The following is an 18,912-nucleotide window of genomic DNA, read 5'->3' on the forward strand; positions in this document are numbered from 1 at the left end:
GGTTAGAAAAAAAGGCGTATTTCTTGTATGTTTATTGATTACCTAGCAAAAATGAATGTTATTTATCGCTAAAATGCATCTTCACCAAGGCAAAGCAAGTATCCTGCGTATGTTAAATAAACAATTTCGTTCTTTCAATTGCGTCATTAAACGCCAATTTAAAACTACCACCCTCTTGTTTTTGATCAGTTGCTTACTTGTGGCTTGTAGCACAAAACCTACTTTAGAACAGCAAGCAGTAATTAGCCTTAATCAAAATTTAGCTCAGCTTACGCATTGGAAGTTGAGCGGAAAAATTGCGTGGATTAGCGCTACAGAAAGAAAAAGCGCCTATATTAATTGGCAACAACAAGGCGAGGCTTTTTCGTTTTCAGTCACAAATATACTTGGCATTAGCGGCGGCACAATGATATTCGACGGCGAAAAAGCCACGCTAAAGGCTGACGGCGAACAATACACAGACCCATCACCAGCCCAGTTGGTTTACCGCCTTACTGGCTGGGATTTACCCCTTAGTGACTTGCAGTATTGGATAAAAGGCGCGAGCGGTGAATCGGGAAGATTCAACACAAAACAACAGGCGCAATTAAATACAGTTTCATCTATTGTTCGATACGATAATGGCTTAATTAAACAACTTGTTAGCCAATGTAAACCTAGGCAAGTATCGTGCAGCCCTTGGCAAATTGATTATCAAGCTTATAAAAATAGTGTAATAAACGGCGTTAGCTATCAACTCCCCAGTGCCATCACTTTACGTAATTTATCGTCAAACGCCATGGTTAAAATTAAAGTCAGTAAATGGAGCGTATAATTTAAATATGCCAAACACATCTATGCACCCTAATACAAGTGTAAGCGCTGAAGATAACAGCAAGATTTGGTGGCCTAGCCCAGCCAAAATCAATCTATTTCTACACGTTTGTTCTCAGTTTGAAAACGGGTATCACGAATTACAAACTCTGTTTCAATTATTAGACTATTGCGACGAAATAGGCACGCAATTTAATCTGTCGGGGGAAATATCCCTTGCCAATAATATTGAGGGTGTAAAATTTGAAGATAACCTTATTGTAAAGGCCGCCACGGAACTATTGCCGTATCGCCGTGACGATTCTTATGGCGTAAAACTTTTCGTACGCAAACGCATTCCTATGGGAGGGGGTTTAGGTGGTGGTTCATCAAATGCGGCCACTGTTTTAGTTGCACTTAATCATTTGTGGAAATGTGAATTAAATACTAAGCAACTACTTACCATAGCATTGCGCTTAGGTGCAGATGTGCCAGTATTTGTAAATGGCATGAGCGCTTTTGCAGAAGGTGTTGGAGAAACGCTTATTTCAGTAAGTATCCCTGAAACATTTTATTTAGTGGTAACACCCAAAGTACATATTTCTACTGCATCAGTGTTTGGCCATCCCGATTTACCAAGAAATACACCTAAAATAGACTTTTCTAATTACCAATTTAAAGAAACTCGAAATGATTGTGAGAAATTAGTCAGTAATACGCACCCCGAGGTTGCAAATTTATTACAGTGGTTGGTACACTACGCACCGTCAAGAATGACAGGCACAGGAGCTAGCGTTTTTGCACAATTTTCAAGCAAAAAAGATGCTGAAAACGTGCTTAAACAGTTGCCGAACGGTGTTTCAGGCTTTGTTGCTAAAGGTATTGATTCATCGCCTTTGCATTCAGTATTAACCCAAGCTGATGCAAAATTATGCTAGTTGCAATATAATTGGGGTATAGCCAAGTTGGTAAGGCAGCGGGTTTTGATCCCGCCATTCGTAGGTTCGAGTCCTGCTACCCCAGCCAATACATTTAAATCGCACTGAGGACCTATCTTGTGCCTGATATGAAGCTTTTTGCAGGGAACGCTGTTCCTGAACTCGCCCAGAAAGTCGCCGACCGCTTATATACTAAACTTGGAAACGTGAGTTGTGGACGTTTTAGTGATGGTGAAATAAGTGTAGAAATTCATGAAAACGTACGTGGTTCTGATGTATTCATCATTCAGTCTACCTGCGCGCCAACGAATGACAACTTAATGGAACTCATTGTGATGATAGACGCCTTTAGGCGTGCATCAGCAGGAAGAATTACTGCCGTAATTCCTTACTTTGGTTACTCACGACAAGACCGCCGCGTGCGTTCTGCTCGTGTGCCTATTACCGCTAAAGTAGTTGCTGACTTTTTATCAAACGTTGGCGTAGATAGAGTATTAACAGTTGACCTGCACGCAGAACAAATTCAGGGCTTCTTCGACGTCCCTGTGGATAATGCGTTTGGTACGCCCATATTACTAGACGATATGTTTCAGCGTGATTTTGACCAACCCGTTGTAGTATCGCCTGATATTGGTGGCGTTGTTCGAGCTCGTGCTACCGCAAAATTATTGAACGACACTGATTTGGCGATTATTGATAAACGTCGCCCGAAAGCCAACGTAGCACAGGTAATGAATATTATTGGTGATGTGAATGGCCGCGACTGTATTATTGTAGATGATATGATTGATACAGGTGGCACGCTAGCAAAAGCGGCTGAGGCGCTTAAAGCTCACGGCGCTAAGCGTGTATTTGCCTACGCTACCCATGCGGTATTCTCAGGTAATGCACCAAAGAATATTGCAGAATCTGTGATTGATGAAATCATTGTGACTGACAGTATCCCTCTGCATCCCGATATGCAAAAAATTAAGAAAGTTAAGCAATTAACACTTTCTGAAATGCTTGCTGAAACGATTCGAAGAATCTCTAACGAAGAGTCAATTTCGGCAATGTTTGAATACTAATTCAAACGGGCAAAGCTTAATTAGAACGAGACCAATTGGTCTCGTTTTTTGTTTACACTCTTCGCACTTTTGGTCATACCTAACTTCATTAATTAGTCGATACATGGCTAATTTTTAATGTTTTCTCTTTTCGATAAATGTTATCTTTTGTTCAAGGCTTTAAGGATTAAGGCTTTGTGCAGAATGATTGCTGGCTTATTAAGCGTCTATTTTAGGTTATTATGGCTTTTAAATAACTGTAGATTACGTCCTAAATAACAATGAAACTTGAGAATTTTCCCATGTCATTATCTTTTCAAAAAAAAGCTGTTAAGCGAATAAGTAAATTAAGCTTGGCCTTTTGCATGTTTGCAAACGCCGGCGCTGCATTTTCGATTGTTCAGGAAACAACTGAAGAGCAAGATGATCAAGTTCAAGAAATGCTACCTAAACCGAAAGCTGCCGCTGATATCAAAAATAAAGAACCAGAGAATGAAAACCCTACGCCCGCTTCCACTGAGAAAGTCCCCTTAGATAAAGAGACTATTAAGGAAATTAAAACACGCTTAGAGGAAGTGCTTAAAGATGATCAACTCCATCGCAATGAAATCCACAAAATTAAAAAAGCATTGAGTAAATCAGCAGATGCGGAGGCTACGCAAGAAGACATAAACTATCTTTGGCACTTGCAAGAAATTTTGGATAATAAAAATCAGGCAATTATTAGCACTATTCTTGATAAACATGGATGGCCCAAAGGAACGGAGTATCGGGGCTCCAAAGCAGGACAAACCATTTTTCTTGTTATACAACATGCGCCAATTGAATTTCAAGAACGCTATTTTCCTATGATGCAAAAAGCGACAGAACGAGGCGACATTCCGCCGGGTGCATTTGCACAGCTCCACGATAACATTTTGGTAAGTAAAGGTGTAAAACAGCGCTACGGTACGCAAATTAAAGTTAACCCCAAAACGCAAAAACCATATATCTATCCAATTGAAGATGAGAAAAACGTAGACATTAGAAGAGCAGCGGTTGGATTAGACCCTATAGCGGAATATGCTAAATTGTTCGGCGTTGAATATGAAAGTCCGTTTTCTGAGATTGAAGACGAAACCCTACAAGAAGCTGGCCTTGAAGCAGCAAACGAACAATTAAAACCACTTTGATTAAGTATGCTTTTTAAGCACAAGGATAAATGCATGAAACTTATTATTGTATTGTTAAGCCTACTAGCGCTAGGTGCGTGCCAACACAATAGCACAGCTGATGCCAAGCCCGTAAAGGCGTCGAATAATACGCAAAAAGATGACAATGTATTACAGGATGCAAACAAAAAAATGGATAATTCTGAACTACGCTTGACCGGCCGTATTGTTTATCAGCAAATGGAAGGCGGCTTTTATAGTTTCATTAGTAAAGATGGCAGTAAATACACCCCTATCAAATTACCTAAAGAACATAAACGCAACGGCTTAGAGGTAGAAATTGAAGCTCGCCCACTGTATGACCTAATGACAACATCACAATTCGGCACAGCCATTGAAATCATAAGCGTAAAAGTGCTTGATGACTCTGGCGTATCAGAAATAACGAATAATAAGTAATAATTTTATTATTCTGGCAATTAATAACAATTTGAGATTGTACCTAGGTATTAGCAATGGTAGAATGCGCCGCCGTTTTAGAACGGTGGACGCTTAATTTTACAGGCGTACTCAAGTAGTGTTTGGTCGCAAAACACTACATATCTAAATATTTAACTGGAGACATATAATGTCTGATGCAATTTTCAACTTGGATGCAACAATCCGAACTGATTTAGGGAAAGGTGCGAGCCGCCGCCTACGTCACGAAGGGAAAGTACCTGCTATCCTTTATGGTGCCGGCGAAGAGCCAGTATCAATCACTCTTGAGCACAATAAAGTAATTCAAGCACAAGAATTTGAAGCATTTTACTCACACGTATTAACAATTAACGTTGAAGGTAAAAAAGTAGAAGCTTTAGTTAAAGACATGCAGCGTCATGCTTATAAGCCTAAAGTAACTCACATTGACTTCCAACGCATTGTTGCTGGTCAAGCTCTTCAAACTAATGTTCCACTTCACTTTATTAATGAAGAAAGTGCTGATTCTATTAAGATTGAAGGCGGTCACGCTGAGCACCACGTGAACGACATCGAAATCAGCTGTTTACCAAAAGATTTGCCAGAGTTTATTGAAGTAGACCTAAGCAATGTTGCTCTTGGTCAAACACTTCATATTTCTGACATTACCTTACCTAAAGGTGTAGAGTCTGTTGATCTTGGTAAAGGCGAAGATCACGATTTAGCTGTTGTTACTGTTAAAGCTGCTAAAGGCCCTGCTGCAAGTGAAGAAGATGAAGCAGCTGGTGATGAAGAAGCTGGAGCGACCGAGGAATAATCGGTGTCTGACTCTCGCAATTCATTGCGCTTAATCGTGGGCTTGGGTAATCCAGGCCCCGAATATAAAGACACTAGGCACAATGCCGGTGCGCAATTTGTAGAAAACTTAGCTTCTCGCTTTAATATTACATTAAAGTTTGAAGCTAAGTTTTTTGGTTTTACTGGCCGTGGAAACATCGCTGGTAATGACGTAAGACTACTCATTCCTACTACTTTCATGAACTTAAGCGGTAAGTCGGTAGGTGCTTTATGCCAGTTTTATAAAATTGGCATTGATGAGTTAATGGTCGCATTTGATGAACTGGATTTTGACCCAGGCGTGGCAAAATTTAAAGTTGGCGGTAGCTCAAGTCAAAATGGCATCAAAGATATTGTGAGCAAAATGAGTAACCAACGCGAGTTTCTTAGACTTCGTATTGGTATAGGCCATCCTGGCCATAAGTCAAAAGTATCAGGGTATGTGTTATCAAAAGCATCTCCCCTTGACCAAAAACGAATAGATGAAGCAATAGATGAAGCAATTCGCTGTGTGCCAATTATATTTGAGCACGATTTAACCAAAGCACAGCAACGATTACATAGCTTTAAAGCAGACTAATTACTCCAAACAATATCAAGAGGCGAACATGGGATTCAAATGTGGCATAGTTGGTTTACCCAACGTAGGTAAATCAACCTTATTTAATGCATTAACCAAAGCGGGTATAGAAGCTGCTAACTTCCCGTTTTGTACCATTGAGCCTAACACCGGCGTTGTGCCAGTACCTGACGTTCGCTTAGACAAATTAGCTGAAATTGTTAATCCACAGCGCGTTATTCCTACCACTATGGAGTTTGTAGATATAGCCGGTTTAGTTGCGGGAGCATCTAAAGGCGAAGGTTTAGGTAATAAGTTTTTAGCTAATATTCGTGAAACTGACGCAATTGGCCATGTTGTTCGCTGTTTTGATGATGAAAATATTGTTCACGTAGCTGGTAAAGTAAATCCTCAAGAAGATATTGACGTTATTAATACTGAACTAGGCTTGGCTGATCTTGAAACCACCGAGAAAGCAATTTTACGAGTAAGTAAACGTGCTAAAGGCGGTGATTCTGACGCTAAGTTTGAGTTAAAAGTATTAGAAAAAGTACTTCCGCATTTAAATGAAGGTGCATTGCTTAGAGCATTGGAACTGACTAAAGAAGAACTAGCAGCCATTAGCTACATGAACTTCTTAACACTTAAACCTACCATGTACATCGCCAATGTAAATGAAGACGGTTTTGAGAACAACCCATACTTAGACCAAGTAAGCGCTATCGCTGAGAAAGAAGGTGCAACCGTTGTAAGCGTGTGCGCTGCAATTGAATCAGACATAGCAGAGCTTGAGGATGAAGAAAAAGCTGAGTTTATGGAAGAGCTAGGTTTAACTGAACCAGGGCTAAACCGTGTGATTAGAGCCGGTTATAGCTTACTGACCCTTCAAACTTACTTTACCGCCGGCGTTAAAGAAGTGCGTGCATGGACCTTCCCTGAAGGCTCTACTGCTCCTCAAGCGGCAGGTAAAATACATACTGACTTTGAAAAAGGCTTTATACGAGCTGAAATTGTAGGTTACGAAGACTACGTAGCCAATAATGGAGAATCTGGTGCTAAGGAAGCTGGTAAGTGGCGCTTAGAAGGTAAAGAATACATCGTTAAAGACGGTGACGTTATCCACTTTAGATTTAACGTATAAGCAATGAAGATATAAGAATATTAATAAGCCGGCTCCAAGCCGGCTTTTTTAATTCTTAATTTTAAATAGCTGAGCCCAATTTCGTTCGTTACAAACATAACAAAAATTTCATAATTTTCTATAAACCCTTATCACCCATTTAGCAGTATTATAGTTACGTGAAATAAAACTGATAAATGAATGGTCTAGTTAAGCGGCCAATATCAAATTGCGAGAATTATGAAAACAACGTCTTTCACTGTAATGCCTTTACTGCCAGGCGAAACACCTTTACCTAAAGCGCCAGCTGTAGTTTTAGATGACGGCACAAACTGTATTCCTCAGCATTACTTAAGCTATCAACATACAAAAACTTCAGTTGAAAATATTGTAGCTGAAATTGATTGCGACCCTAAATACGTGCTCTTTGTTGATGAAGATAATGCGAGTATTTTTATTCAAGTGGGGATTATAGGTAAAGACAACTATAAAAAGGCCCAATCCCAAAAGGATGAAAAAATTGTGTATGGAAGAAGATGGCGTGTAGAAGCACAGCTACCCTCTTCTGAAATCATACAAACAGCATTTTTAGCATTAATGAAAGCCAGAGAACATGAAGTAAGAGAGTTGTTCAAATATAGAACCAACCAAATAAAAGCCTTAGGTAACATTACAACGCCTTTTAGCTGCCACCATGATTTACCGCTTATAGCCATGTCTAAAGCCACAAACACGACTCAGGTAAGCCCACAGCTTAGTCCAAACCAAATTCAAGAGGTGTTTTCAAGAATTTGCTATGACGAAGCAGACCTAAATTTTGAAAGTGAAATGAAGCTAAACGGCCGGCATTTAATATCATTTAAGATCACGCCTTCTACTAATACAACGCTTCCAGAAATATTAGATATTGATAAAAGCATGTTAATTATAGTCGATTCACTTACCGAAGATGCACTTATGTATGCAGTTGTTGATGAGCTACTAAGTTTAAGTAATCGTTTCGTAGAAGAGAATTTTACCTTTAAAGGCTTTGCGCGATTTTCTCGCCAACAAAGCATTCAGAAAATATCAGAGTTATCAGCCAAAACTCGTGTAACAGAACAAAGCGCACTTGATGTGGATTTTACGTCAGCTTTTGCTAACGCTAATTACGAAACAGATAGCACCCGAGTGCCGCGTTTGAGCACTGGAAAACTAGGTGATAAAATTAAAGCGCAGCTTACTAAGTTTGATATTAAGTATGGAATTTTACCAAAAACTGAATAGTATTTATGCAAGAGCAAGCATTTACTGTTCACTTTGTAAGCAAGCGTGCTTTTTTAGCTGTTTTTATCAAAAAAACGGTTGACGCATTCGGTTCAACTAAGCATAATACGCGCCACTCCAAAACGGAGCGAGAAAATGGCTAAGTAGCTCAGTTGGTTAGAGCACATCACTCATAATGATGGGGTCGCAGGTTCAAATCCCGCCTTAGCCACCATTTTTCTTGCAAGTCTGTTTTGAGTCCTGTGCGGGAGTGGTGGAATTGGTAGACACGCTGGATTTAGGTTCCAGTGCTTCACGGCGTGAGAGTTCAAGTCTCTCCTTCCGCACCATTGCTGGGGTATAGCCAAGTTGGTAAGGCAACGGGTTTTGATCCCGTCATTCGTTGGTTCGAGTCCAGCTACCCCAGCCATTTTTTTCCAAGAAGATCTGCCTTGTTATTAGGTTGTTCTTATTGGGGTATAGCCAAGTTGGTAAGGCAACGGGTTTTGATCCCGTCATTCGTTGGTTCGAGTCCAGCTACCCCAGCCAAATTAGATTAACGCCACTTATACTCGTATAAGTGGCGTTTTTTGTTTCTACTAGCGATTTACGTGAAAATCTTGCACAATGTAGAAAACAATAAAAATTATTTTATCTTATCCTCATGAACGAAATCATTTCTTGGCTACAAGTTACACTTATTACTCCCCTTCAAACCGCGGTTGCAAGCGTAGTTGGTTTTATTAACAATATCCTTTGGGGTGATGGGCAAGTTCTTATCTACTTGTTATTAATTGCCGGCATTTGGTTTTCCTGGCGTCTAAAACTCATTCAGCTATTTGATTTTAAGCACATGTTTGCAATTATGCGCAATTCTGGTAAATCAGATAAATCAGGTATTAGCTCCTTTCAAGCCTTATGTACGAGTTTATCTGCTCGCGTAGGTACGGGTAATTTAGCAGGTGTTGCCGTTGCAATTTCCTTAGGGGGAGCAGGTGCAATATTCTGGATGTGGGTTATTGCACTTTTAGGTATGGCAACCGGTTACGCAGAAAGCGTGCTTGGTCAAGTTTATAAAATTAGAGATACCAACGGGCAATTTCGGGGTGGTCCAGCCTATTACATCCAACAAGGTATTCAAAATAAGGCTTTCGCATTAGTGTTCGCGCTTTGTTTATTTATGGGCTACGGATTTATATTCAGTGCGGTACAAGCAAATACCATTACTGATGCCCTAAACAATACCTATGACTTCCCTACTCATTATTCTGGCTTGGTGATTATTTTACTAGCCGGCCTAATTGTAATTGGCGGCTTGCGCGCAATAGCTCGTTTTGCAGAATATGTAGTACCCTTCATGGGAGCAGCTTATGTGTTAGTTGCTCTAGTTATTACTGCTATTAACATACAGTACCTTCCGGGTATGCTCGAACATATTATTAAAAGTGCATTTGGGCTACAAGAAGCAGGCGCTGGCGCTCTAGCTGCGGCCATTAAAAATGGTATTCAGCGTGGCTTGTATTCTAACGAAGCAGGCTCTGGAAGTGTGCCTCATGCCGCCGCTGCTGCCAGCCCAAATCCGAATCATCCTGCTTCGCAGGGTTATGTGCAAATGTTAGGCGTATTTGTAGATACTATGGTGTTGTGTACCTGTACCGCATTTATAATATTGCTAGGCACGCAAACCGACATAGGCCAAATGGAAGGTATTCGTTTAACGCAAAGTGCTATGGAAACGCACTTAGGACAGTTAGGGGGTGATTTTGTCTCAGCCGCTATTTGTTTATTTGCTTTTACATCTGTAGTAGCAAACTATGCATATGGCGAAAGTAACTTACACATGTTTAAACTTGATAACAACCTAGGCCGTCGCGCATATACAACGGGATATTTACTGATGATACTGTGGGGCTCTATGGCATCACTTCCCACCGTGTGGGCAATGGCAGATATGGCCCTAGGCTTAATGACGCTAGTAAATGTTATTGCTATCATCATTCTTACTCCTACCATTGTGGCGGTTACCAACGATTACCGACAAAAGCGCAAAGAGAAAAAAGAAATTACCTTTGATAAAAATGACTGCGAAATTCAAGGTGAACTAGAAGAAAGTGATATTTGGCAGGGCAAGTAAGCCCTGGCCAATAAAAGTGTGCTTAAAGTATTAATATTGTCGCTAAAAAATTATAAAAAAGCTTTCAACATGCCGGCTATCAAGGCAACTATCATTAATGGCCAAATCCAACGTGATATTTTCGCCGCTGATTCATCGCTGACTCGCATGTTAGATTTCTCTATTAATGGAATAATTACGATCAAGGCTAGAAATAACACACCTAAAATGATTAAAACTGTCATGGGTATCCTTATTGTTTAATGCTTAAGGCAACTATTTAGAGCCCCATTGCATATTTTAACGCTTTCGCTTTTAAAGGGCCGGCATTGTTAGCTACTCTCAATGCCATGTTTCGAAACGCCTTAATAGGTAATAGTGGGGTCGAGAATGTTTTATACAAGGCATCCATTGTGGTCATCATCAATAAGTTCTCTGCTCGCCTAGCGCCCTCAAACTGAGCAATAAGTTCAGATGAATCGTTAATTCCAATATTGCCAATGATATCTAATAAAGCCGATACATCCTTAAAGCCTAAATTGACTCCCTGCCCCGCTAAGGGATTAATAGTGTGGGCTGCATCACCTAATATCACGCAATCGCCTCTTCCGTATTGCTTTGCATGCATGCGAGATAGCGGGAACCCAGCCACTTCAACAATAGAAAAGTCGCCAATTAAGTTCGGAAAATGTTGATTAATAGCTGCTTGTAAATCTAGGTGATCGGCTTGCTGTATCCACTGTGATGTTTGAAGATTGTCATACCATACTAAGCAGGCGTAGTTTTCGTACATAGGGAGTAAGGCACGCGGCCCCTGCGAGTGAAATTCTTGCCAAGTTTCGTCTTGGACTGGCTCGGGTGTTTGAATCAAAATAGCATTTGCGTGTTGTGAGTACTCCCAGCCAGTGCATGCTATACCCGCACTTTGCCTAACTTGCGATTGAGCGCCATCAGCGCCAATCATTAGCTTGGCATTAATGATTTCGCCTGATGCTAAACGTATACTTGCTTGCTGGGTATCTATATGGCTTATATCATCAAAATAACACGTCACTTGTTGTGGGAATTGCGCGTTAATTTGCTGGTACAAAGCTAGTTGAATTAAGCGATTTTCAAAAAAATAACCTAAGTTATCTTGATTCACTTCACTGGCATCAAAAATAGTTTTGTGCTCGCTGTTCTCCCAAACAGATAAACGCGAGTATGAACGGTATCTCATTTGTGTAAGATGTGGCCAAGCTTCTAGCGTTTTAAGTAAGCGAACAGAATGTAAGTTGAACGCCGATAATCGAATATCGGGGGCTTGCTCATCACAATACTTATGTAGCGTTTGTTTTTCAATAAGCGCCACAGTGTAGCCTTGCTGGGCTAAACCTAGCGCCATTGCAGCACCTACCATACCACCACCCACTACCACTGTATCAACTTCTTTAATTTTCAATACACTTCCCTTTCTGCGTTTTCTTTACTGCGCTTGTACAGCAAAGTATGCCATAAGGCCTTACGCAATTACATTGATAGTAATCAGGTTTTTTGATAAAGCTTGTGAAATATTGCTGACAATACAACTAAATATCCTAGGTTTACTGCTCACTCACTATGACTAGCCTTACACAAGAATAAAGGGTAAAATACACGGCTATCTTAAACGCTATATGCGTAAATTGTTTAAATCCAAGTGTAGGCCCTTGCCGCCTCAAATAACGCTTTTTTTATAAGCGTATATGAACATAGTGCGATCATGATGTTCACACTGCAGCATTAGCGTTGTTGGCAAGCGCATATACACTAACCTTGATGAAGTGAAATGAGTAAAAAATTATTTGTAAAAACTTGGGGTTGCCAAATGAACGAGTACGACTCGGAAAAAATGGCAGACCTACTAGATGCGACCCATGGCTACACCGCGGCTGAAGAAGCTGAGGATGCCGACGTAATTTTACTGAATACTTGTTCAATTCGTGAAAAAGCCCAAGAAAAAGTATTCCACCAACTGGGTCGTTGGAAACACTTAAAGAAAAACAAACCAGAATTAATTATTGGTGTGGGCGGCTGCGTGGCGTCACAAGAAGGTGACGAAATCCGCAAAAGAGCGCCTTTTGTTGATATCGTTTTCGGTCCACAAACCTTGCACCGCTTACCCGAAATGATAGGCCAAATACATGGCGGTGAACGTTCGGTAGTTGATGTGAGTTTTCCTGAAATTGAAAAATTTGATCGCTTACCAGAGCCGCGCGCTGAAGGCCCAAGCGCATTCGTTTCTATTATGGAAGGTTGTTCTAAATATTGCAGTTTTTGTGTAGTACCCTACACACGAGGCGAAGAAGTGAGCCGCCCAGTAGATGACGTACTGCTTGAGATAGCTCAGTTAGCAGCACAAGGCGTTCGTGAAGTCAATTTACTAGGCCAAAACGTAAACGCTTTTAGAGGCGAACATTACGACGGAACACTTTGTAGATTTGCAGAGTTACTAGAGTTAGTAGCCAGCATTGATGGCATTGACCGTATTCGATATACCACGTCTCATCCCGTTGAATTTACCGATGATATTGTAGCGGCTTATGAGAATATTCCTGAGTTAGTTGACCATTTACATTTACCTGTTCAGTCAGGCTCTGACCGCATTCTAAACTTGATGAAACGTGGCCATACGGCAATTGAATATAAATCAACAATTCGCAAGCTAAAAAAAGTGCGTCCTAATTTAGCCATGTCTTCTGACTTTATTATTGGCTTCCCAGGTGAATCTGACGAAGATTTTGAAGCTACCATGAACTTAATCAACCACGTTGGTTTTGACATGAGCTTTAGCTTTATTTATAGCGCACGCCCTGGCACACCTGCGGCTGATGCAGTTGATGACGTGAGTGAGCAAACCAAGAAAGAACGCTTACAAATTTTGCAACAACGTATAAACCAAAATTCTCAACAAATTGCCCGAAACATGCTGCATACCCAGCAACGTATTCTGGTTGAAGGCCCATCGAAAAAAGATGAAAATGAATTAACAGGCCGAACAGAGAACAATCGAGTTGTAAACTTTGAAGGCACTCCCGATATGATTGGGGAGTTTGTAGATGTTGATGTGACTGCCGTATTTAGTAACTCATTGCGTGGAACCGTTGTTCGCCGCGAATCAGAAATGGGACTACGCGTGGCTACATCACCGCAAAGTATTTTAGCCAAACAACCCAAAATGGATGAATTAGGCGTTATCACAGTAATGCCTGCTTAAAAATAGGAAAGAGATTGAGTAAAATTGTTAGTAATCAGGTAGTTTTAGAACCTCAAGACACAAAACGTTTATCTAGTTTGTGCGGCCCTTTTGATGACAATATCAAGCAAATTGAACGTCGCTTGGGGGTGGAAATAAACTATAGAAATAATGAATTTAAAGTAATGGGTGACCCTCAACAAGCCAACGGAGCAAGTGAATTGCTGCGTTTGTTATATATTGAAACGCAGCCTGTTAAAGGTAGCATTCCAATTTTAGAGCCCAATCAAGTTCATTTAGCCATTCAAGAGGCAAAGTGCCTAGAGCGCGCTGAAGCAGGCGATTACGGCAAAGAAATTCACATTAAGACCAAGCGTGGCGTAATAAAACCACGTAATCCTAATCAATCTAAATATGTGAGTAATGTGGTTACTCATGACATCACCTTCGGCATTGGTCCCGCTGGCACGGGTAAAACCTATTTGGCTGTAGCGTGTGCGGTAGATGCATTAGAACGACAAGAAATTCGACGTATTCTATTAACTCGCCCTGCGGTTGAAGCTGGCGAAAAGCTAGGCTTTTTACCTGGCGATTTATCACAAAAAGTAGACCCTTATTTGCGCCCCCTTTACGATGCATTGTTTGAAATGCTAGGGTTTGAAAAAGTAGAGAAGCTAATAGAACGTAACGTAATTGAGGTTGCTCCTTTAGCCTACATGCGCGGACGCACACTAAATGATGCATTCATTATTTTAGATGAGTCGCAAAATACCACTGTAGAACAAATGAAAATGTTTTTGACGCGCATAGGATTCAATTCAAAAGCGGTAATAACGGGTGATATAACACAAGTTGACTTACCCCGAGGTGCGCGTTCAGGCTTGCGTCATGCTATAGATGTGCTGGGTGAAGTGAATGACATTTCCTTAAACTTCTTTTCAGCTGGTGACGTAGTTCGCCACCCTGTTGTAGCAAGAATAGTACAAGCTTATGAAGATTATGAATCTGAACAAGAGTTACTCAAAGCACAGCAAAAAGCTGAGCGCGAAGCGGCAAATAAGCAGGCGAATGACAGCAACAGTAAAGAAGGCTAAGAAAGCGAATGGATGACAATCCTAAAAGTGCTTCGAAATTAGATGCTCAACAAAACAATGTAGTAGACCTTGTTTTAGAAGTGGCTGATGACATAAACGCAGATCTTAGCTCTCAAGTTCCAAGCGAAAGTGATTTTATTCTATGGATCAATGCTGCTTTAGCACACATTGAACACAACGCGGCTACAGAAGTGAATATTCGCGTGGTGAGTGAGCTAGAATCCAAAGAGCTTAACAATAGCTACCGCGGCAAAAATTCTTCTACCAATGTGTTGTCGTTTGAAAGCGACTTACCTGATTTTGTTCCCTCAAATTTTATTGGTGACTTAGCCATTTGCGCGCAGGTTGTTTGCAATGAAGCTCAAGACCAAAACAAGTTAGTCAGCAATCATTGGGCACACATGAGCATACACGGCGTATTGCATTTGTTGGGTTATGACCATATTGATGATAAAGAAGCTCAGCAAATGGAAGGCATTGAGATTGCCATACTTGAGAGTTTGGGCATTAATAACCCATACCAAATAACTTAATTATTATACTATTGCGCGAAATACCAAACGCAGTACAATAAACTTTTTACAGCATACGATTTTCGATGCTTTTACTTTTAAATTAGTGTGAATACAATAATGAGCGATGATAATCCCCACTCTACCAACGGTTCTTCCGATAAAAGCTGGTTAGCAAAATTTCTCAACGGCTTTAAAGGAGAACCGCAAAACAAGGAAGAGTTGTCAGATATGATATCTGACGCGCAAGAGCGAGAGCTTATAGACCCTCAAACCAAAGAAATGATTGAGGGAGTTATGGGCGTTAGTGAAATGCGAGTTCGCGATATTATGATCCCTCGCGCTCAAATGATTACCATTGATATTGAGCAAACAACTGAAGAGTTTTTACCTCTTGTATTAGAATCTGCGCATTCTAGATTCCCCGTTATTAGCGAAGATAAAGACCATATCGAAGGTATTTTACTCGCTAAAGACCTACTCACCTATGCCTTCAATGATGAGAAGAATTTTGTTTTAAAAGACACTATTCGCGAAGCCATTATTGTGCCTGAAAGTAAACGTGTAGATGTACTGCTAAAAGAGTTTAGGCAACAGCGGTATCATATGGCTATTGTAGTAGACGAATACGGCGGTGTGTCAGGCTTAGTGACTATTGAAGATATTCTTGAGCTTATTGTAGGCGAAATAGAAGATGAGTACGATGATGAAGTTGACGAGAATGACAACATTCGTCCGTTAAACAAATCAACGTATTCAGTAAAAGCACTCACGCCAGTTGATGATTTTAATAAATTCTTCGAGACTTCATTTAATGAAGAAGAATCTGACACTATTGGAGGAGTGGTGCTCCGCGCTTTCGGAAACATGCCTGAAACAGGCGAGAAAGTAGAAGTCGATAATATTCATTTTGAAGTAACTAACTCTGACAAGCGCCGATTGGTACAACTGAAAGTCTACCTACCCGATTTGGAGAATTAAGCTGAACACCTACATCATCAATACTATTTTGCTGATGCTAGGGGCTGCTTTTACCCTTACTTTTGCCCCTTTTAATTTGTGGTACTTGGCATTAATACTAATGCCTTCCACCCTGTTGATGCTTGCTAAGCTTGCGCAGCACAAGCGAGGCCTATTTTGGCCGGCATGGTGGTTTGGACTGGGTTACTTTGGCGTAGGTATATCTTGGGTTCACGTAAGTATAGCTCAATTTGGCGGCATTCCTCTTATTGCCTCATTAGCGCTTATGTTACTGCTGTGTGGCTATTTAGCCTTATTTCCAGCCCTCACGTTTTACTTATTACAACGTTTTTTTAAACTTCCGCAATGGCCACTTGCCCTGCCTTTGCTTTGGCTATTTACAGAATATTGTCGTGCCAATTTCTTAACAGGTTTTCCTTGGTTATCAATTGGGTATTCACAGACCAATAGTATATTAAGCGAATGGATGCCAATTGTTGGCGAAATTGGCCTAAGTGCACTATTGATATTAGCGAGTGCCAGTTTAGCGATAGGGCTTATGCAAAAACGCTACTATTTAGCTGCCCTTCCTATACTGACCTTGTTGGTCTCATCAATGAGTTTGCAGCATGTAGCATGGACAAGCCCTAATAAAGAAACACGTTCTGTAGCACTTATTCAAGGTAATATTGAACAATCAATGCGCTGGCAACCTGAGCTTGACCAAATTACGATTGATAAATACCTTGCATTAACAGAACCTTTTTGGGGTTACGACCTTATTATATGGCCCGAGGCGGCTATTCCTAAGCTAGAAATCATGTCAACGGAAGTCCTTCAGTACATCGATAATAAAGCGACCGCTGCAGGCAGTGGATTTGTTACTGGCGTGGTTGACTACAATATTAACAGTAAGGTTGCTTACAATAGCTTAATTTCTATGGGAATAGACAAGTCAATAAATTCAGAACCCTATAGGTATCAACATAATAAGCGATTTTCAAAACACCACCTATTACCCATAGGTGAATTTGTTCCGTTTGAAAACTTGCTTAGGCCACTGGCACCCATTTTTGACTTACCCATGTCATCGTTCACCCGGGGCGATTATGTGCAAAGCAATCTTATAGTGGGTAACACTCAGCTAAGCCCCGCAATCTGCTTTGAAATAGCCTTCCCTAAGCAGGTATCAGCTAATATATCTGCGCAAAGTGATGCCATTATTACGGTAAGTAATGATGCATGGTTTGGCGATTCTCACGGCCCGCATCAGCACTTACAAATTGCACAAGCGCGGGCGAAAGAATTTGGATTACCGGTACTACGAGCAACAAACAATGGTGTTACCGCTGTTATTGATCACCAAGGTAATATTAGCCATCAAATAGAACAGTTTACAGATGCAGTGTTACATGCCGATATAAGGTTAACCGATGGCGCAACGCCTTATCAAACACTCAGTGATATTCCTATTTGGGTGTTTGCTAGTGTATTATTCGCCATCGCAATTTTTATTAAACGTACTGATTAACAAACAATTAATCGTTAGATTTATTATTTAAAATCCGTAAATAAATTTGAACGTTTGCGGTATTCTTACGTATTTATCCATTGAATTTAATATTTTGCTAAATGCAGCTTAATTACGCTTATTCATTTAATTTTAGGAGAAGAATTTGGATACCATTAAACAACTTTTTAAGCACGAAGCTGCTGGCGGTGTATTGCTAGTTATAGCTGCCCTGCTTGCCATGTTGTTGGCAAATAGCCCACTAAATACTCTATATACAAACTTTTTATCAACGCCTGTTGTGTTTAAATTCGGCGCTTTTGAAATTAATAAAGCTTTGTTGTTATGGGTTAATGATGGACTTATGGCAATATTTTTCTTTTTAGTTGGCTTAGAAGTTAAACGGGAAGTACTTGCGGGGCACTTGCAAACTAAAGACCAAATAATGCTGCCGGCAATAGGCGCATTGGCTGGCATAATGATACCCGCATTAATTTACGTTTTTTTCAATAAAGATGAAGCTATTGGCATAAACGGTTGGGCTATACCTGCGGCCACTGACATTGCTTTTGCTTTGGGTGTTTATAGTTTATTTGGGCGCACCTTGCCAATTACCTTAAAATTATTTTTACTATCAGTGGCCATTTTTGACGATATTGGCGCTATTATCATTATTGCGCTTTTCTACTCCGCTGAGCTTTCAACACTGTCACTTATAGTGGGTGCTGCAGGATTGTGTATATTATTTTTGTTTAATCGATTTGGCATCAAAAGCAGCGGAATGTATTTGATTATTGGCTTAATTATATGGGCTGCGGTATTAAAATCAGGTGTGCATGCCACGCTTGCTGGATTTGCTATTGCTTTGTTTATCCCCTTGAAAGGCAAAAACAGATCAGGCCAAGACATGTTGTACCATTTAGAGCATAGCCTACACCCTTGGGTAGCTTTTGCCATATTACCTTTATTTGCCTTCGCGAATGCCGGCGTTCAACTAGTAGGAACCACCTCAGAACAAATATTTAATCCTATTGTGATAGGTGTAATGCTAGGGCTATTTATTGGTAAGCAAATAGGAATATTTGGCGCATGTTATTTAGCAGTAAAAACTGGCTTAGCCAAATTGCCGAAGGGTGTTACTTTCCAGCAGCTTTACGGTGCGTCGGTATTATGTGGCATTGGTTTTACTATGAGTTTATTCATTGGCAGCTTGGCATTTGAAACCGCAAGTGCCGACTACATGAACAGCGTTAAAGTAGGTGTGTTGGCTGGTTCTATTTTATCAGCAATTTTAGGCGGGTTTATAATTTCTCGTTCAGCTAAAAAACACATACCTGACCCGACCACTGCGTAATAAAGACT

The 18,912-nt window shown here is 40.5% G+C and carries 18 protein-coding genes and 5 tRNA genes; 21 read left to right on the forward strand and 2 right to left on the reverse strand.

All coding sequences use genetic code 11. From position 1 onward, the window contains the following. Positions 1–55 precede the first annotated feature (55 nt). The 15 genes from lolB (at position 56) to ACOI22_RS04535 (ending at position 10,281) form a co-directional block, all read left to right on the forward strand. A complete protein-coding gene (gene lolB, locus ACOI22_RS04465; RefSeq protein ID WP_420670633.1) occupies positions 56–814 on the forward strand; it encodes a lipoprotein insertase outer membrane protein LolB in 759 nt (252 codons plus the stop codon). Positions 815–821: 7 nt separating this feature from the next. Next, entirely contained in the window at positions 822–1,730 is a 909-nt protein-coding gene (ispE, locus tag ACOI22_RS04470; protein ID WP_420670635.1) for a 4-(cytidine 5'-diphospho)-2-C-methyl-D-erythritol kinase, read from the forward strand. Positions 1,731–1,742: 12 nt separating this feature from the next. After that, positions 1,743–1,818, forward strand: a tRNA-Gln gene (locus ACOI22_RS04475). 31 nt (positions 1,819–1,849) lie between these two features. Next, the gene (locus tag ACOI22_RS04480) at positions 1,850–2,797 is read left to right on the forward strand and encodes a ribose-phosphate pyrophosphokinase (protein WP_420670638.1); all 948 of its coding nucleotides are present in this window, start codon (positions 1,850–1,852) and stop codon (positions 2,795–2,797) included. A 281-nt stretch (positions 2,798–3,078) separates the two neighbouring features. Then, complete coding sequence (locus tag ACOI22_RS04485) at positions 3,079–3,948, forward strand: DUF6624 domain-containing protein (RefSeq protein WP_420670640.1); 870 nt, start codon at positions 3,079–3,081, stop codon at positions 3,946–3,948. 33 nt (positions 3,949–3,981) lie between these two features. Continuing rightward, a complete protein-coding gene (locus ACOI22_RS04490) occupies positions 3,982–4,386 on the forward strand; it encodes a hypothetical protein (protein WP_420670642.1) in 405 nt (134 codons plus the stop codon). 169 nt (positions 4,387–4,555) lie between these two features. Further along, positions 4,556–5,203: a 50S ribosomal protein L25/general stress protein Ctc gene (locus ACOI22_RS04495; RefSeq protein ID WP_420670644.1), complete on the forward strand. Its 648-nt coding sequence runs from the start codon at positions 4,556–4,558 to the stop codon at positions 5,201–5,203. Positions 5,204–5,206: 3 nt separating this feature from the next. Next, complete coding sequence (pth, locus tag ACOI22_RS04500) at positions 5,207–5,803, forward strand: aminoacyl-tRNA hydrolase (protein ID WP_420670646.1); 597 nt, start codon at positions 5,207–5,209, stop codon at positions 5,801–5,803. A gap of 28 nt (positions 5,804–5,831) precedes the next feature. Next, on the forward strand, positions 5,832–6,923 hold the full coding sequence (ychF, locus tag ACOI22_RS04505; RefSeq protein ID WP_420670648.1) for a redox-regulated ATPase YchF: 1,092 nt from the start codon (positions 5,832–5,834) through the stop codon (positions 6,921–6,923). A gap of 219 nt (positions 6,924–7,142) precedes the next feature. Further along, entirely contained in the window at positions 7,143–8,168 is a 1,026-nt protein-coding gene (locus tag ACOI22_RS04510; protein WP_420670650.1) for a hypothetical protein, read from the forward strand. A gap of 137 nt (positions 8,169–8,305) precedes the next feature. Then, positions 8,306–8,382 (forward strand) — tRNA-Met (locus ACOI22_RS04515). 30 nt (positions 8,383–8,412) lie between these two features. Then, positions 8,413–8,497, forward strand: a tRNA-Leu gene (locus tag ACOI22_RS04520). 4 nt (positions 8,498–8,501) lie between these two features. Beyond that, positions 8,502–8,577, forward strand: a tRNA-Gln gene (locus ACOI22_RS04525). Positions 8,578–8,620: 43 nt separating this feature from the next. Next, positions 8,621–8,696: transfer RNA gene (locus tag ACOI22_RS04530), tRNA-Gln, on the forward strand. 115 nt (positions 8,697–8,811) lie between these two features. Beyond that, positions 8,812–10,281 carry an alanine/glycine:cation symporter family protein gene (locus ACOI22_RS04535; protein ID WP_420670652.1) on the forward strand — a complete coding sequence of 490 codons (1,470 nt, stop codon included), beginning with the start codon at positions 8,812–8,814 and terminating at the stop codon, positions 10,279–10,281. Between the two features lie 50 nt (positions 10,282–10,331). Here the strand turns inward: ACOI22_RS04535 and ACOI22_RS04540 are convergent, their stop codons facing one another. Both ACOI22_RS04540 and ACOI22_RS04545 read right to left on the reverse strand, forming a co-directional pair. Beyond that, a complete protein-coding gene (locus ACOI22_RS04540; protein WP_420670654.1) occupies positions 10,332–10,505 on the reverse strand; it encodes a hypothetical protein in 174 nt (57 codons plus the stop codon). Between the two features lie 35 nt (positions 10,506–10,540). Continuing rightward, the gene (locus tag ACOI22_RS04545; RefSeq protein ID WP_420670656.1) at positions 10,541–11,701 is read right to left on the reverse strand and encodes an FAD-dependent oxidoreductase; all 1,161 of its coding nucleotides are present in this window, start codon (positions 11,699–11,701) and stop codon (positions 10,541–10,543) included. A 366-nt stretch (positions 11,702–12,067) separates the two neighbouring features. Here ACOI22_RS04545 and miaB point away from each other — a divergent pair, with 366 nt between their 5' ends. The 6 genes from miaB (at position 12,068) to nhaA (ending at position 18,904) form a co-directional block, all read left to right on the forward strand. Continuing rightward, positions 12,068–13,495 (forward strand): tRNA (N6-isopentenyl adenosine(37)-C2)-methylthiotransferase MiaB, encoded by a 1,428-nt coding sequence (gene miaB / locus ACOI22_RS04550; protein ID WP_420670658.1) that lies wholly within the window; start codon positions 12,068–12,070, stop codon positions 13,493–13,495. Between the two features lie 14 nt (positions 13,496–13,509). Continuing rightward, on the forward strand, positions 13,510–14,568 hold the full coding sequence (locus ACOI22_RS04555) for a PhoH family protein (RefSeq protein ID WP_420670660.1): 1,059 nt from the start codon (positions 13,510–13,512) through the stop codon (positions 14,566–14,568). Positions 14,569–14,576: 8 nt separating this feature from the next. After that, on the forward strand, positions 14,577–15,101 hold the full coding sequence (gene ybeY / locus ACOI22_RS04560) for an rRNA maturation RNase YbeY (RefSeq protein WP_420670662.1): 525 nt from the start codon (positions 14,577–14,579) through the stop codon (positions 15,099–15,101). Between the two features lie 99 nt (positions 15,102–15,200). Then, a complete protein-coding gene (gene corC, locus ACOI22_RS04565) occupies positions 15,201–16,061 on the forward strand; it encodes a CNNM family magnesium/cobalt transport protein CorC (RefSeq protein WP_420670664.1) in 861 nt (286 codons plus the stop codon). Positions 16,062–16,095: 34 nt separating this feature from the next. Then, complete coding sequence (gene lnt / locus ACOI22_RS04570) at positions 16,096–17,571, forward strand: apolipoprotein N-acyltransferase (RefSeq protein WP_420672313.1); 1,476 nt, start codon at positions 16,096–16,098, stop codon at positions 17,569–17,571. A 145-nt stretch (positions 17,572–17,716) separates the two neighbouring features. After that, a complete protein-coding gene (gene nhaA / locus ACOI22_RS04575) occupies positions 17,717–18,904 on the forward strand; it encodes a Na+/H+ antiporter NhaA (RefSeq protein ID WP_420670666.1) in 1,188 nt (395 codons plus the stop codon). Positions 18,905–18,912 lie beyond the last annotated feature (8 nt).

Origin of the sequence: Glaciecola sp. 2405UD65-10, assembly GCF_048820975.1 — a bacterium.
Taxonomy (GTDB): domain Bacteria; phylum Pseudomonadota; class Gammaproteobacteria; order Enterobacterales; family Alteromonadaceae; genus Glaciecola.

Coding starts and splice junctions, on each gene's coding strand:
- miaB (WP_420670658.1), top strand. CDS start 12,068: ATGAGTAAAAAATTATTTGTAAAAACTTGGGGTTGCCAAATGAACGAG.
- ispE (WP_420670635.1), top strand. CDS start 822: ATGCCAAACACATCTATGCACCCTAATACAAGTGTAAGCGCTGAAGAT.
- ACOI22_RS04535 (WP_420670652.1), top strand. CDS start 8,812: ATGAACGAAATCATTTCTTGGCTACAAGTTACACTTATTACTCCCCTT.
- ACOI22_RS04490 (WP_420670642.1), top strand. CDS start 3,982: ATGAAACTTATTATTGTATTGTTAAGCCTACTAGCGCTAGGTGCGTGC.
- lnt (WP_420672313.1), top strand. CDS start 16,096: ATGCTAGGGGCTGCTTTTACCCTTACTTTTGCCCCTTTTAATTTGTGG.
- ybeY (WP_420670662.1), top strand. CDS start 14,577: ATGGATGACAATCCTAAAAGTGCTTCGAAATTAGATGCTCAACAAAAC.
- ychF (WP_420670648.1), top strand. CDS start 5,832: ATGGGATTCAAATGTGGCATAGTTGGTTTACCCAACGTAGGTAAATCA.
- ACOI22_RS04510 (WP_420670650.1), top strand. CDS start 7,143: ATGAAAACAACGTCTTTCACTGTAATGCCTTTACTGCCAGGCGAAACA.
- ACOI22_RS04495 (WP_420670644.1), top strand. CDS start 4,556: ATGTCTGATGCAATTTTCAACTTGGATGCAACAATCCGAACTGATTTA.
- corC (WP_420670664.1), top strand. CDS start 15,201: ATGAGCGATGATAATCCCCACTCTACCAACGGTTCTTCCGATAAAAGC.
- ACOI22_RS04485 (WP_420670640.1), top strand. CDS start 3,079: ATGTCATTATCTTTTCAAAAAAAAGCTGTTAAGCGAATAAGTAAATTA.
- ACOI22_RS04540 (WP_420670654.1), bottom strand. CDS start 10,505: ATGACAGTTTTAATCATTTTAGGTGTGTTATTTCTAGCCTTGATCGTA.
- lolB (WP_420670633.1), top strand. CDS start 56: ATGTTATTTATCGCTAAAATGCATCTTCACCAAGGCAAAGCAAGTATC.